Here is a 13,879-nt window from a genome sequence, read left to right on the forward strand (position 1 = left end):
AGTGCCACGTGATTTAACCTAAATCTATCCATGAAGGATCGATGTCATCCATATTCAGCCCCTCAAATTCGATATTGCCTGAGCCATACCTAAGCAGAAGATTATTGTCGTCAGTTGTTTCCCAGCGCAAGGATACGTAGCTGAGCCCGTCAATGTTCAGTTTGACGGTATCTACATCCGGGTTGAAGTCAGTGATAACATCGGCGCCGTCGCTCTTGAAATACACAAATGCGTCGCTTCCGAAGCCGCCGGTAAGCGTGTCGTTACCCTGCCCGCCCTTTATTGTGTCATGTCCGGAGCCGCCGCGAATAATGTCGTCGCCCTGTCCCCCGTTCAAAACATCATTGCCCGCGTCGCCCCATAGCCCATCGTTGCCGCCGCCAGCGTTAAGCGTATCATTGCCCATCCCTCCATGGACAAAATCACGACCGCTCGCGCCATCTTGCGCATTATCCTCGAAAACATCATTGCCATTTTCCAGCCAGATATTGTCACTGCCGGTTCCGCCGATAACGTAATCGTTTCCATCGCCTGCATAAATCTTGTCTGCGCCTGCCCCACCATTGATTTCATCCTCACCACTTCCACCCCTTATTGTGTCATTTCCAGCACCACCGTGAATGAAATCATCGCCGCGTCTGCCGTTTATTGTGTCGTTTCCGTTATCGCCCCAAAATCCATCGTTGCCGCCACCACCTTCAATAAGGTCATTTCCTGCGCCACCGCGCACAAAGTCTCGCCCGCGTGCGCCGTCTTGCATGTTGTCTTCAAAAACGTCGTCACCGGCTTCCAGCCAAATTTGATCACTGCCAAGCCCTCCATAAACAATGTCGTCTCCATCGCCTGCATAAATAGTGTCAAACGCGCTGTCGCCATTGATCTGGTCGTCACCGCTGCCGCCTAGGATGTAATCGTCGCCCGCGCGCCCTTCGATCACGTCATTGCCGCTGCCTCCATTGATGCTGTCTTTGCCCAAGCCTCCAATCAGCGAGTCATGACCACTGCCCCCGATCAAAGTGTCATCGCCGCCGCCGCCCGTGATCGTGTCATTGCCGGACCCGCCGTCAAACATGTCATTGCCGCCCCCTCCGTTGATTGTGTCATTGCCAGCGTTGCCATACACGGTGTCGCGGCCATAGGTGCCACCTTCAGTGTTATCAATGTAAGTATCGTTGCCACTGCCCAGTGTGACGGAATCAGCGCCGCGGCCACCGTCGACCCAGTCGTCTCCTGCGCCTGCGTCGATCGTGTCAGCGCGATAACCGCCCTCGATCCTGTCGTTGCCAGATCCGCCGTCGATCGTGTCATAGCCATCGCCACCGATTAAAATATCGTCGCCGTACCCACCGTAAATAAGATCATTTTGCGCGTAACCATAGATGATGTCGGTGCCGGTTCCGCCGATCAATTCGTCTGCCCCCGGTGTGCCGCCCATTTCGTTGAACACGGATAAATAGGGGCGATCGGTGCCATCAAAGCTAGACCCGAACATGTCGTCCGCGGTGAGCGAATAGCCGTCCTTTGAATGAATTTTGAAGACTTCGCCGCGAAAGGTCACCTGAGCGCCGTAACTGGTAGAAACGACGGCAATCTGGCCTGAGGAATACAACATCCCAAAGTTGGACAGGTCCAACACGTCGACGTTCCGTTCAAAATCCATCACTGTATCAAGGCTGCCGTCGTCGGGCATCATCACAAAGGTGTCTGAACCGTTCCCGCCCCAAAACGTGTCGCTGCCCATGTCGTCGAGCAAAATATCGTCACCTTTGTAGCCATATAAAACATCATCTCCCGCACCCCCCGCAATCACATCGTCCTTTGAGCTGCCGTTGACGGTCTCTGACGCGGCAGAGCCATGGTAAACATTGCCCAAATCCGAGGTGTCGAAACTGAATTGATACAGGCCGTCTCCAGTGCCTGAGGCGACAAACACCTGAAAGGCTCCGTCGACTTCGGCCACTTCGATGGACGAGATAGAGTTCAATCCGTTGGAGCCATCATAGGCCGCTGATTCTAGGTGGTGCAGGCGACCATTGGGCAGCACGGTGAATAGGCTGAGGCCATCATCGGTGCCAGATACCAACACAAAAACATGGTCGTTTGAGGTGAAAACAGTCATCTCACCTACATTTTCGAACCGCGTGTGGGTTGTGTCCAGTACGTGATCGACCGCAGCAAGCGATCCATCTGATTCCAATCGTAGCACAGAAAGACTGTCGGATTCAGAGGAGGCTAAAATCACATATGCGGTCCCGTCCACGGTCACCACTTCCATGCCCGTTGGAGCAGAAATGCCTAAGCCGTCAAATGCCCCAAAGGTACCGACTTCTGTGAGCGCGCCCGATGAATCGATTTTGAAGCTGACGATTTCATCTTGAGATGTGGAAGCTGTAAGCACATAGGTCGCGCCATCGATTGTGATCGTATCCATCGCTGCAACTGAATTCAGGGTCGACGTTGTTGGGCCAGACACTTCAAACGTGAGATCGGTCCCATCGTCGGTGAGCTCGAACACCGATAGGCCCGTGCCATTCTCGCTTGCGGTTACCACAAAGGTTTGATCACCGACGGGGATGATTTCCAAATGGGTGGCGCCGTTGTCGACGGGCCCCCAATCGACGGAATGCCTGCGACCGATGCTGCCATCGTCAGCAAGTCGGTATCCTGTCATTTCATGGGATCCGTCGGATCCAACGAGCAAAAAGTCACTGCCGTTTAGGGTGACAATATTGACGCCATGCATAACAGGAATACGGCTGGCACCTGAGTATTCTTCCATGTCAACGAGCTCGGGAATGCCATCGGCGTTGAGCCGGTAAGCCGTTGCGCCACCTTCCATTGAGGTGCTTGTGTAGAGATAGATTTCGCCATCACGTTCACGCACGACCATGTCGCGAATGTCGACGCCCAATAGGCCCAACTCGAAATTATGCTCTGCGAAGAAACCGAGATACCCCACTTTCGCCACCCCCAATTAATAACCACCACTGGGATTAAAGATGACGGGTAAGTCTTAGGGACGGCTTGCTAGATTCGGGCTTAAAAGTGGCGTTTAGTTTCAATCTGAGATGTTAAAATTGTCGTTGCTATGGGGCGATGCAACGTGTGCGACGCAATTTGCCCTCAGTGGGTAAGGTTCGCGATAAAAAGACTAGGCGTCACCTGACAGCTGTTTTGCATCCGCAAGGCTGCGCCGTGTGTCATTGCGAACAGCATCCCAAATAGCAGCCCGTAAGACCTGTAAATAGCGTTGTTTGCAGTCGGAATACCGTACTGTGGCCAGCAGCCATTTGAGGGAGCACAGAGCCAATATTGGCCAAAACAGCACCGGTCCAGCGGCTTGGCGATACATAAATAGGCCGTTGCGATAGGCGAAATAGGCCTTCCACAAAGGTGTAAACTTGCGGATAGCATCATTGTCGAATGTCTTGCAGTCATGTTCAAAGGTGATCCGTGGATCAAAGGCAATTGTATGCCCTGCGCGGCGCACAGACAGCGTGTAGAGCACATCATCGCCGTAAATGAACAGGTTCGGGTCTGGATAACCGACAGAGTCGATGCAGGATCTATGCGCGAAAAATCCAACAAATGATGTCAGGTCAATTTTGATAGGTGTGTCGCAAAAATACGCGGCACGGGGGATATGATATCCATCTCGGCCACGGCCCAAAAGCGTTTTTGCAAATGCGCGCGGTGTCGTGAAGGGATTGACCGACGGCCGGTTCATTTCACAGATACCGCGATCAGGGTACAGCACAGCGGCCGCGACACAATCGGCGGCAGGGGGCGTGGTCATGAATTGTTTCAAGGCGTCTACAAAAGGTCGTGCGTCGTCATCCATCACCACAATCCAATCGGCATCATGGGCGTCAACGGCACGGCGCATACCAGCTTCAAACCCGCCTGCGCCTCCAATATTTGCCGGCAGGCGCATCACGTCAACGCGCGGGTCAGTGAGGGTGCAAAGCCAGTCAGCAGTGCCATCTGTCGAAGCATTGTCGACGATGACGATCTGCGCGAGCGTTTGCGCGTCACTTGCCAGCAGCCGATCAACGGTCAGTTGAATGTGACTGCATCGATTAAAGGTGACGACGACGGCAACCAGCCGCGCTGATAGATCTGCCGGAGTTCCGGATATACGTGCGGGCTGTGGTTTATGTGCCATAAGAAGGGGAACCCGCGCGCCTAAGCGCGACGCGTGAGCTCTCTGCCAAGGTGGCGTTCGCCGCGTTCCCGAGACAGCGCCATTTGTTTTTGCCGCTCGCGGAAGCGTTCTTTGCGGGTCTCGTCGAATTCATCAACGCATTGGTGGCACGACACACCCTCTTCGAAAGCGGCCTTGGCTTTGTCTTCGGGCAAAATCGGACGACGACAGGCGTGGCACAATTCATGCGGGCCTTCCGTCAATCCGTGGCCGATCGACACCCGTTGATCAAAGACGAAACATTCGCCTTCCCAAAGGCTTTTTTCTTCGGGCATTTCTTCCAAGTATTTCAAGATACCGCCCTTGAGGTGGAACACGTCTTCCACGCCTTGCTGCATCAAATAGTTGGTCGATTTCTCGCAGCGAATGCCGCCGGTACAGAACATCGCGATGCGTTTGTTGTGAAAACGGTCTTTGTTTTCTTCCCACCATTTCGGAAAATCGCGAAAGGTTGGTGTCTGCGGATCAATCGCGCCTTTGAACGTGCCGATGCCGACCTCGTAATCGTTGCGCGTGTCGATCACTGCCACGTCAGGCGCTGAAATCAACTCATTCCATTCCTCAGGCGAGCAATAGTTGCCCACAGCTGCGCGCGGATCAACATTGGGTTGCCCCATGGTGACGATCTCTTTTTTCAGCCGTACTTTGATTTTGCCAAAGGGCTGATCTTGCGCTGTCGACAGCTTGAATTCGAAATTCGCACAGCCGGGCAGGGCGCGGATAAACGCCATCACTTTGTCAATCGCCGCCGGCGTCGGGCCAGCCACAGTGCCGTTAATGCCCTCATGTGCCAGCAACAACGACCCAGTGATTCCCTCGGCCTGACACAGGTCCAACAAGGGCCCCTGAATGTCGGCGGGTGTTTCAAAACGGGTGAAGTGATATAGAGCGCATACTGTAAACATGGGCATCCAATACGCTCCAAATGCGTCCAGATCAAGTGCGCCGCGCGATGGTCCCTGCGTCAAACTCTGCTCTGTGCTTGACCTTCGCGTCTGTAGGCGTACCAAATGAGCCAACTCAAGAAAGGTTCCCCCATGCGCGCCCCAAACGAAGCCCTGATTGTCATCGATGTTCAAAATGATTTTTGCCCAGGCGGCGCACTTGCGGTCGCGGGCGGTGATGAAATCGTCGCGGGCATCAACGCGCTTATGGATGATTTCAGCGCTGTGATCTTGACCCAAGATTGGCACCCCGCGGGGCATAGTTCTTTTGCCAGCACCCATAACGCCGATCCTTTCACCACATATGAGGCACCTTATGGCACCCAAGTACTTTGGCCCGATCACTGCATCCAAGGCAGCACCGGCGCCAACTTTCACCCAGCCCTCAAAACCCATGGCGATCTGATCATCCGCAAAGGTTACACCCCCGCCATCGACAGCTATTCCGCGTTCTTCGAAAACGACAAAACAACACCCACAGGGCTTGACGGCTATCTGCGCACCCGCGGCATCGACACAGTCACCATCGTCGGCCTCGCCCTAGATTACTGCGTCAACTACTCAGCACAGGATGCTGCCAAATTGGGGTTCAAAACCACCGTCCTAACAGACTTCTGCCGCGCAATTGATGCGAGCACTGAAGCCGCCGCCCGCGCAGCGATGTTGGCGCAAGGGGTGGCGGTGGCGTAGGCCAGATTGCGGACGGACATTTACTGCGGACGGACATTTGTTGTGGGCTGCATCAAGGGTGCAGCCTTCTCGCCCGAGCGAGATGTGGCCTGAAGAGTGATTTTAGAGACCGCGTTATGCAACGCGTTTCAAAGGAGTCTCAATGGCGGAACATTTTTCGAGCAGACTCTTTGCATTTTTAGCGATACGCGCCAGCAGATTTCGGGCCTGTTTGTTCTCCAAAATATGGCAGGACGAGCGTGTCGATACGACGCCGGACTCCACCAAGTCACGCACTTGTTGCGCGCGATGAGGGTCCAAAGCTTTGTCCAAATGTTCGCCAACATAAAGGCTTTCACAGGGCAGACCATTGGCCAAGAGAACGTCATGTTGATCCGTCAAGATATGATAGTAGCTGACATCTTGGTCTTGAGTGACAGTTGTCGCAAAATCAAATTCTGCCAAGGTATGGATTGGCACCAAAACCTGAGACTGTCCGACCATACGTTCTGCCACAACGGATTCAATCATCACGCGGTGCTGGCGTGAGAGGTAGAGATCATCATGTGGCATTCCAGCAGCAAAGCTATTTGCTGGGATTTTGATCGGGCGAATATTTGGAAAACGGGACACTGTCTGCGCGCTATGATGCGTGTGTGACGCCCAGTGGATGGTTGTTGTTTTGCCCTCTTGGGTGACCAAGGTATCACCGACTTTTAGGCTTTCCACCGCCCGCTCACCATTGGGGGTGAGTATCTTTGTTCCAGACGCAAAGCAAATGACATCAATGATATCGATGATGTCCATATTGTCATCAGAATCGCTGCCCTCTGTGAGAGTAAGATTGCCACGAGAGGAAATGCGCGATATATCGAAATCGGAAGAAAACAGGATGTACTGATTTCCGTCTTCATCTTCAAAGATCGCATAGTCAGTCCCGGAGGCAAATCCGCTGCCATCGGATCCATAATATTTTGCGGTGTCGACACGGGTGAGCGTGGTTTCTTCAGTATCGCCGGGAAAGGTGAAGGTCAGCGTATCGCCTGCGTTAAATTCACCATCGTCATTGTCATCAACAATGACCGCGTCGTAGTCGTATTCTGATGTCGAGGACACTTGTGTCAAACCGCTTAGACTAAGGGAGTTTGACGAGCCACTTCCTGAAAAGTCTGATGCTACGATCGTGTCAATTGAATACAATAGACTAAAGTCTAGGGAGCCTGTGACGGTTGACATTCTGTTGATTCCTATACTTCAGATTTTCGGATTGGTATTAAGTTCTTTTCAATTTAATAAACATTAGAATAATGGCGAAATTATGCAGAAAATTAGCCCTAATTTTTCAACAAAATTTAACGCTAAAAGCTTAGAGACAGCCGTGCAGTATAGCGATGGATTTTTACGTAAAATTATTTGACCAGTCTCAATTTCAATCACAGACCAGAAAAGTTCACCAAAAGCATAAGCATCGGTCAATCATTGTTTCAGACATTCGCGCAACCCGCGGCATTTGGTAGAGGGTGCTCAAACCTGCTATGCGCCGCGATTGACGTGGAGCGCCATTGGGCCGAGCTTTCAAAATTTATAGGGTGATTCTGGTAACGGAAACAGTATCTTGCTCCTTAAAACTCTTAGAGCAGGGCTTTAAGGTCGATCCAAAACACCCACATCGGTGAAACCACATTCATCGACCATTTTCAAATAAGACGCCGAAAAACCAGCCAGTGAAAAGGCATGGACGCGAGCGTTGTTCATCATCACGTCCATCTGCGCGTTACGTTTCATCGCCAGCAGCACCCATTGGCTATGGACCTGCGGGAACCGCGCTGTGGCGTGTTGAAATCCGTCTGCGTCATAGTATTGCATGATAGATCCATCGATCACATCCTTGTCGTCAAAGCGCACATAGAGTGTCGCGTCTTGTTTCAAAACCGTGCTGTGGTGACGGATGGCGTGGTCGTTGATCACCAGTTCAGCGAAATACGTGGGCGGGCCCGCGTCGCCGTTGCTGATCTTTAAGACCGCACTCATATCGCCGTCGCCGCCTGTCACCATGGTGCAAGTGCGGCGCAGATCTTCGCCTGTATCCACCTCGTCCACCATGACCCGCCAGTCGCCAAATTCCCAATAGCCGCCAGCTGCAAACCCCTCTGAGGGCGGCGTCAAAGTGGCGAAAACAGTCACGACAAGTGCGCGTAAAAAGAGGGACATGAGGCATCTTTCAAATAAGGTCACTCAGCTGATAGCACGCAAACATGTGCAAACTGTCTACGCGATCTGTTTCATCGACCTGTTGGAGGCAAAAAACGGCCAAGGGCACCCGACTGCCCCGCGACACAGCTTGCCAAACCCACCGCGCGCCTGCTTTAACCGATCCATATCAAAGGGAGCCTTGAGATGGTTGATATTGCGACGCGTGTTTACAATCACAAATGGAAAATCGACCCCATCGTGCGGTCCCTGATCGATACCGATTTCTACAAAATGCTGATGTGCCAGTCGGTGTTCCGCAACAAGCCCAACACCCAAGTCACCTTTTCCTTGATCAATCGCGCCAAAGACATCCGTCTCGCGGATATGATCGATGAAGGCGAGCTGCGTGAACAGCTTGACCATGTGCGCACCCTGTCTTTGACCCGTGGCGAAAGCACTTGGTTGCGTGGCAATACGTTCTACGGCAAACGCCAGATGTTCCGCCCTGATTTCATGGAGTGGTTCGAAAAGCTGCGCCTTCCCGCCTATCACCTCGAGAAAATCGATGGCCAATATGAGCTCACCTTTGAGGGCTCTTGGCCCGAGGTTATGCTGTGGGAAATCCCCGCTTTGTCTATCCTGATGGAGCTGCGATCCCGCGCTGTCACCGGCCATATGGACAAGTTCGAACTGCAAATCCTATACGCCCGCGCCATGACCAAACTGTGGGAAAAGATCGAGCTGCTCAAACCCCACGACGGTCTGCGTATCGCTGACTTTGGCACGCGGCGCAGGCATTCCTACCTGTGGCAAGACTGGTGCGTTCAGGCCATGGGCGAGGGGCTTTGCGACAAATTCGTTGGCACCTCTAACTGCCACATCGCGATGAACAACGATCTGGAAGCTGTGGGCACCAACGCGCATGAGCTGCCTATGGTCTATTCCGCCTTGGCCCAAGATGACGCCGCCCTCGCGCAAGCGCCCTATGATGTGCTGTCTGACTGGCAAGATGAACACGAGGGCAACCTGCGCATCATCCTGCCCGATACGTATGGCACCCAAGGCTTCTTGGATCGCGCCCCCGATTGGCTCGCTGGTTGGACGGGCATCCGCATCGACAGCGGTGATCCTGCGGGGGCTGCCGAAGTCGCGATCAACTGGTGGAGATCACGCGGCGAAGACCCGACCAAAAAACTGGTGATCTTTTCTGATGGCTTGGACACCGATAAAATCATCGAACTGCACCAAAAATTCGCAGGCCGTGTGAAGACCTCCTTCGGCTGGGGCACCTTGATGACCAACGACTTCCGTGGCCTCAACATGTCAGGCAAAACCGACACCCTCGCGCCGTTCTCACTTGTGTGCAAAGCGGTGAAAGCCAACGGCAACCCGACAGTGAAACTCAGCGATAACCCGAAAAAAGCCATGGGGCCTGCGGATGAAGTCGAGCGGTATAAACGAGTGTTTGGTGTTGGGGAGCAACGTGCTATGGAAGTGGTAGTTTAGCAATCTTTGGATTATCGTTTTATCTGAAGAGGCGTTGGTGGGCCTTGGTTTCTGATGCATTTTGACGAGCAATAAGCAAAGCTGGGTGTGTGGTTGGGGTGATTCTTTTATGCAACGTTCTTGTTGTTTCCGTTTGTCAATATGTAGTAGGTATTGATGAGTTTGATCGTTTCTGTAGTGCTTGGGCTACAAACTTGACCTTGATCCATTTTGGGTTCATACAGCGGCTTCTACTTGGGAAGGCTATTTCATGATTGGTTCAATTATACGGCTCGCTACTAGGGTGCCAAAGGCGTCTTTGTCCGCAGAGCTACAAGAAGATATATTTGCAAAAGAAGTCGTGGCAAGTAATTCGCACGGCAATCTTTCGTTGCAGGCTGGTGACTATTACCTAGATAGTGATATTGATCAAGAATTCCTTTACCAAAAAACTTGGACTTTCAGTGACGAACATTGCAGATGACGAATTAATTAAGCGCCTTCGTTTAGAGTATGATGCGGCGGATCTTATTTGCCAAGAAGTTGAAAAATTTAGAGCTCAAGCAGGCATTCCAGCAATTAACGAATTGCGTTATGCGGGCTATCATCTGTTGAAGTATGTTTCAGAAGATCCGAACGACGAAGATCAGGCCGTGAGTGCAATTAATCACGTTCGGCGTGCTGCATACGAAGCGTCAGAGTCAGGTATCCTGTTTGCACTGAAGATAGTCCGTGGGTTTCAGACGACCTATGAACAGGTCACCGTAGGTGACGTAGTTGACAACTGGCAAACTATACTGCGTCGATGTGATGAAGTTCAAATGAATGTAGTTCGGAATCGTGAAAACGGTGAGGCTCAAGCGGCAGATCACGCTCAAGCAATGGAAGCGTTCAGAGAGCTCAAAGAATATTGCAATATTTTGAAGTACGCTAGGGATGATCTCAATAAAAAGTTGAAGACTCAAACTAGAAATGCACGGCTTACGCTTGTTGGAATTTGGTTTGGTGGAGCAAGTCTACTTGCGGCTTTGTTCTTTGGTGCTTTTACTATATTCACTTCATGAGCCGAGACTCAATTGCTGCCCACTAGTGCGAATTGAGCGTAGTACCCCAATAAGGTTTCATTTCTGTGGCCACTACTCCACCCGCCCACGCAACGCCTTCACCTCTCCACGCTTCTTCTTCCCATCCAAACGCCTCCGAACAGACCCCTTCGTCGGTTTCGTCTTGACCCGAAACTTGGGCCGTTCGGTCGCCTGTTTGATCAGCGCCACTAGACGCTCTCGGATCAGTTCTCGGTTGCGCACCTGCGACCGCGACTCGTCGCATTGCAGGATGATCGCGCCGTCTTTGGTCCAGCGCCGTCCGGCCAATTTGCGTAGGCGGATTTTCACGGCAGGCGGCAGGTTGGGGGAACGGTCGGCCTCGAACCGCAGCTCCACCGCGGATGACACTTTGTTCACATTCTGCCCACCCGGACCAGAGGCCCGCATGAAGCTTTCGGAAAGCTCCCAATCGGCCAGTTCGATGGTGTCCGTGATGCGCAGTGACATGGGTGTGATCCGTGGCTTGTGTTGTGTGCAGGTGTGCAGTGGGCTGTGTGCGGGCGGCGGTTTTAGAGAGTGGTGTCCGTGACACCCCTTTAAAACATGTAAAGCCCGAGGTGCCTCAACTGTACAACTTTTGCAAGGACGCGCCACAAAGTCGTTAAAGTTTTTAAAGAAGGGGGAAAATCTGAAAGGGTTGCCTAGAAAAGACAACCCTTCGAGAATTTAGGAAATGGGCCAGTTAGGTTGCCCAATTGAGAGTGTTTCGTCTACAGGTTTGCCTCTAAACGGCGGCCCTCTCAACTGTCTTGACCTCATTCACCGTAATAACTCTAGACACTGGTCCACCTCCTTTCGATTGTTTGCCGATAGGGGTATCGTGCCATAGATTTGGTATATGGCAAGTAAAATTATACGACATCTGTGTGAATGCGGCGCAAAATAATCCGAAACGGCACCAGCGCGATCAGCGCAAGCGTGAGTTTCACAGCCCAATCTGTCAGCGCCAAAGTGACCCAAAGCGGCGCATCAGGGCCAGTCATAAGCAGCGGAACAGCGTCCCACGCCCAGTTGATTTCCATGTTTGCATTCTGCCCAAACCATTGAATAGACTGCGAAAATGCGATTGTGAAAAAGATCGCAGTGTCCAAAGCGGACCCAATGACAGACGATACCAGCGGCGCTTTCCACCAGTTGCCATTGCGCAAGCGATTGAAAACAAACACGTCCACAAGTTGAGCGATTAAAAATGCAGCAGCAGAGCCAACAGCGACACGTAAAGCCACGGCAGAATAGGTGTATCCATCGCCTTGCAGGGTGATTTGGGTGCCAATAAGCGAGCAAATGATACCAGCAATAAAGCCCGCAAAGATCACTTTACGCGCGGCATTTGGGCCATAAATGCGGTTCATCAGATCAGTCACAAGGAAGGCAAAAGGATAGGTGAAAGCCCCCCACGTGAGCAGCCCATCAAAGATGAGAAACTGAACGAGGATGTTAGAGGCCACAACGATGGCAGCCATGGCAAGAATGCCAGGTAGGATATGTTTCATGATAAATTCCGTTTTTTATCGAAGGTGACGGCAACTCGGCCTCGAACGAGGCGATGCGGGCAAATACCCTTTAAAAATAGAGAAATCAAGCCTAATCGGTGACGCGATATTCGACAAATTCGGTGACTTGGAAGGCTTTGAAATTGTCGTCGGAAACCATAGTCAAACGGATGCCTGTGCCGTCGTACCACACCGCGATGCCTTCAAGGTTGTCGTGAGCGCCAAGGGGGGACTCCAGCAAGGTGACCTCACCCGTCAAAGTTTGATCGCCCATATCAAACCGACGCACCCGTGACGAAAAGCCGATGCCACGAAACCAGCGCTCTAGCAAATATAGCTTACCGTCCGGGCCGATATCCATGCCCACAGGCAGGTAGTTGCCGCGCCTTGGAATGGTATAGGGGATGCCCCACTCCTGCCCGTCAAAGCGATAAATGGGAAAGGGCACGGTTTCGCCGCCGGATCGTTCTGGAACGGTCAATAAGTCGCCAGACTCCGTGATGGCGAGGGCTTCCAGTGAAGAGTTTGGTTGAAGCGCTTTAAAGGCGGGATGTTGTGGCAACTCTGTCGCGCGACTGGCGTTTGAGGCGTATTTCCAAAGCCTATGCGACCCTTCGAAGCTGACAAAAATCTCCCCGTCATCCGCTATAGCCAGACCTTCGGCATCTTGTAGTTTGCGAAGCAACGTGTCGCTTTTTGCGCCCTTCAGTTTGTGCAAGTTTGAAGTGGTAATATTGTCTATCACATTCATTTCATTTCGTGAAAACCGGCCAAGAACGATGCTGCCATGGTCTGAAATCGCTGTGAAGGATGCGCCATCATCCGTCACTTCAAGTCCCGAATACCCGCCGTGTAAGGGGTCATTCGATGTCCAAAGGTACGATCCGATGTATTGTGTTTCAGCCGCTAGGCTTTGCGCAAAACATACGATGAGGCTTAGTGCGAGGAGAGAACTGCTGAGCATTGGGATGGCAATGTTGCAAGCGTGATTGGCGCTTTGGGTTTCGGTTTGGGGGCGTCGGGGTCAGTTGGTTTTGGGGGCGGAGGATTGAGAATGTTATTCACCCAAGATTGCGCATCCGCACAACCGTCACCCTCAGGCGGCGGGGCTTGATCAATGCAAGAACTGTCCCCTTTAGGGCATTTCAGGCGCACGTGGAAATGGTAGTGATGCCCATACCAAGGACGAATTTTATTAAGCCATGCGCGATCGCCGGTTTCGTCTTTACACATTTGAACCTTGGCGCCAGGGAAGACAAAGATACGTGCGACACGGGGGTCGCTGGCCGCGGCTTTAAGCACATTGTGATGTTGCTTGGTCCAGCTGTCGTTGACAAAGGCACCAGCAGATTTACGCATAGAGATGGACGAAATGTGTTCGCGGTCATTGGCCGTGAGCATTAAATGCTTGGGCGGGCGCATCCAAATATCAGCATCAAGGCCAATTTGGTGGCTGGCGTGTCCTGTTAACATCGGGCCGCCACGGGGCTGGCTCATATCGCCGATATACAGGCCTTCCCAGCCCGGCTGTGCGGCGGCTTTGCGTGATAGGTCTTGCAGGTAATCGACCAAAATGGGTTGGCCCCAATTGCGATTACGGGACAGACGCATGGCTTGCCATGTTGGGCCAGTTTCAGGCAGCTGAACAGCGCCCCCAACACAGCCCTTTGAGTAGCTGCCAAATGATTCTGCGCTTTGACTAGAGGCGGTCGACACATGACCGAAAAGCTCCTTGGCCGGTCTGTGATCGCTGGACGACATTTTTACGGGATGAGCCGCGACCGT

At 52.5% G+C, this 13,879-nt stretch carries 12 protein-coding genes; 3 read left to right on the forward strand and 9 right to left on the reverse strand.

Annotation, left to right across the window (positions count from 1 at the left end; genetic code table 11):
- Nucleotides 1–13: 13 nt before the first annotated feature.
- From WNY38_RS06875 to WNY38_RS06885, 3 genes are all read right to left on the reverse strand, one after another.
- Entirely contained in the window at nt 14–2,959 is a 2,946-nt protein-coding gene (locus WNY38_RS06875; protein ID WP_342856595.1) for a calcium-binding protein, read from the reverse strand.
- Nucleotides 2,960–3,151: 192 nt separating this feature from the next.
- Complete coding sequence (locus WNY38_RS06880; protein ID WP_342856596.1) at nt 3,152–4,165, reverse strand: glycosyltransferase; 1,014 nt, start codon at nt 4,163–4,165, stop codon at nt 3,152–3,154.
- Nucleotides 4,166–4,185: 20 nt separating this feature from the next.
- Nucleotides 4,186–5,109, reverse strand: coding sequence for a rhodanese-related sulfurtransferase (locus WNY38_RS06885; RefSeq protein WP_342856782.1), 924 nt, complete (start codon nt 5,107–5,109; stop codon nt 4,186–4,188).
- A gap of 105 nt (nt 5,110–5,214) precedes the next feature.
- On the opposite strand from WNY38_RS06885, the gene pncA reads away from it, so the two are divergent.
- Nucleotides 5,215–5,838 (forward strand): bifunctional nicotinamidase/pyrazinamidase, encoded by a 624-nt coding sequence (gene pncA, locus WNY38_RS06890; protein WP_342856597.1) that lies wholly within the window; start codon nt 5,215–5,217, stop codon nt 5,836–5,838.
- 114 nt (nt 5,839–5,952) lie between these two features.
- Here the strand turns inward: pncA and WNY38_RS06895 are convergent, their stop codons facing one another.
- Both WNY38_RS06895 and WNY38_RS06900 read right to left on the reverse strand, forming a co-directional pair.
- Nucleotides 5,953–7,053 (reverse strand): Hint domain-containing protein, encoded by a 1,101-nt coding sequence (locus WNY38_RS06895; RefSeq protein WP_342856598.1) that lies wholly within the window; start codon nt 7,051–7,053, stop codon nt 5,953–5,955.
- Between the two features lie 408 nt (nt 7,054–7,461).
- Nucleotides 7,462–8,028, reverse strand: a complete 567-nt coding sequence (locus WNY38_RS06900; RefSeq protein ID WP_342856599.1) for a hypothetical protein — start codon at nt 8,026–8,028, stop codon at nt 7,462–7,464.
- Nucleotides 8,029–8,214: 186 nt separating this feature from the next.
- Here WNY38_RS06900 and pncB point away from each other — a divergent pair, with 186 nt between their 5' ends.
- Both pncB and WNY38_RS06910 read left to right on the forward strand, forming a co-directional pair.
- The gene (gene pncB / locus WNY38_RS06905) at nt 8,215–9,516 is read left to right on the forward strand and encodes a nicotinate phosphoribosyltransferase (RefSeq protein WP_342856600.1); all 1,302 of its coding nucleotides are present in this window, start codon (nt 8,215–8,217) and stop codon (nt 9,514–9,516) included.
- 443 nt (nt 9,517–9,959) lie between these two features.
- On the forward strand, nt 9,960–10,559 hold the full coding sequence (locus WNY38_RS06910; protein WP_342856601.1) for a hypothetical protein: 600 nt from the start codon (nt 9,960–9,962) through the stop codon (nt 10,557–10,559).
- Nucleotides 10,560–10,631: 72 nt separating this feature from the next.
- Here WNY38_RS06910 and arfB read toward each other — a convergent pair whose 3' ends face one another.
- The 4 genes from arfB to mepA form a co-directional block, all read right to left on the reverse strand.
- Nucleotides 10,632–11,048: an alternative ribosome rescue aminoacyl-tRNA hydrolase ArfB gene (gene arfB, locus WNY38_RS06915; protein WP_342856602.1), complete on the reverse strand. Its 417-nt coding sequence runs from the start codon at nt 11,046–11,048 to the stop codon at nt 10,632–10,634.
- A 404-nt stretch (nt 11,049–11,452) separates the two neighbouring features.
- The gene (locus WNY38_RS06920; protein WP_342856603.1) at nt 11,453–12,094 is read right to left on the reverse strand and encodes a queuosine precursor transporter; all 642 of its coding nucleotides are present in this window, start codon (nt 12,092–12,094) and stop codon (nt 11,453–11,455) included.
- A gap of 91 nt (nt 12,095–12,185) precedes the next feature.
- Nucleotides 12,186–13,058, reverse strand: a complete 873-nt coding sequence (locus WNY38_RS06925) for an esterase-like activity of phytase family protein (RefSeq protein ID WP_342856604.1) — start codon at nt 13,056–13,058, stop codon at nt 12,186–12,188.
- Nucleotides 13,031–13,855: a penicillin-insensitive murein endopeptidase gene (gene mepA, locus WNY38_RS06930; RefSeq protein ID WP_342856783.1), complete on the reverse strand. Its 825-nt coding sequence runs from the start codon at nt 13,853–13,855 to the stop codon at nt 13,031–13,033. The genes WNY38_RS06925 and mepA overlap by 28 nt, the downstream gene beginning before the upstream one ends.
- Nucleotides 13,856–13,879: the final 24 nt, after the last annotated feature.

The sequence above is a fragment of the Pacificibacter sp. AS14 genome (assembly GCF_038899935.1).
Lineage (GTDB): Bacteria > Pseudomonadota > Alphaproteobacteria > Rhodobacterales > Rhodobacteraceae > Celeribacter.

Coding starts and splice junctions, on each gene's coding strand:
- WNY38_RS06880 (WP_342856596.1), bottom strand. CDS start 4,165: ATGGCACATAAACCACAGCCCGCACGTATATCCGGAACTCCGGCAGAT.
- WNY38_RS06885 (WP_342856782.1), bottom strand. CDS start 5,109: ATGTTTACAGTATGCGCTCTATATCACTTCACCCGTTTTGAAACACCC.
- pncA (WP_342856597.1), top strand. CDS start 5,215: ATGAGCCAACTCAAGAAAGGTTCCCCCATGCGCGCCCCAAACGAAGCC.
- WNY38_RS06895 (WP_342856598.1), bottom strand. CDS start 7,053: ATGTCAACCGTCACAGGCTCCCTAGACTTTAGTCTATTGTATTCAATT.
- WNY38_RS06900 (WP_342856599.1), bottom strand. CDS start 8,028: ATGTCCCTCTTTTTACGCGCACTTGTCGTGACTGTTTTCGCCACTTTG.
- pncB (WP_342856600.1), top strand. CDS start 8,215: ATGGTTGATATTGCGACGCGTGTTTACAATCACAAATGGAAAATCGAC.
- arfB (WP_342856602.1), bottom strand. CDS start 11,048: ATGTCACTGCGCATCACGGACACCATCGAACTGGCCGATTGGGAGCTT.
- WNY38_RS06920 (WP_342856603.1), bottom strand. CDS start 12,094: ATGAAACATATCCTACCTGGCATTCTTGCCATGGCTGCCATCGTTGTG.
- WNY38_RS06925 (WP_342856604.1), bottom strand. CDS start 13,058: ATGCTCAGCAGTTCTCTCCTCGCACTAAGCCTCATCGTATGTTTTGCG.
- mepA (WP_342856783.1), bottom strand. CDS start 13,855: ATGTCGTCCAGCGATCACAGACCGGCCAAGGAGCTTTTCGGTCATGTG.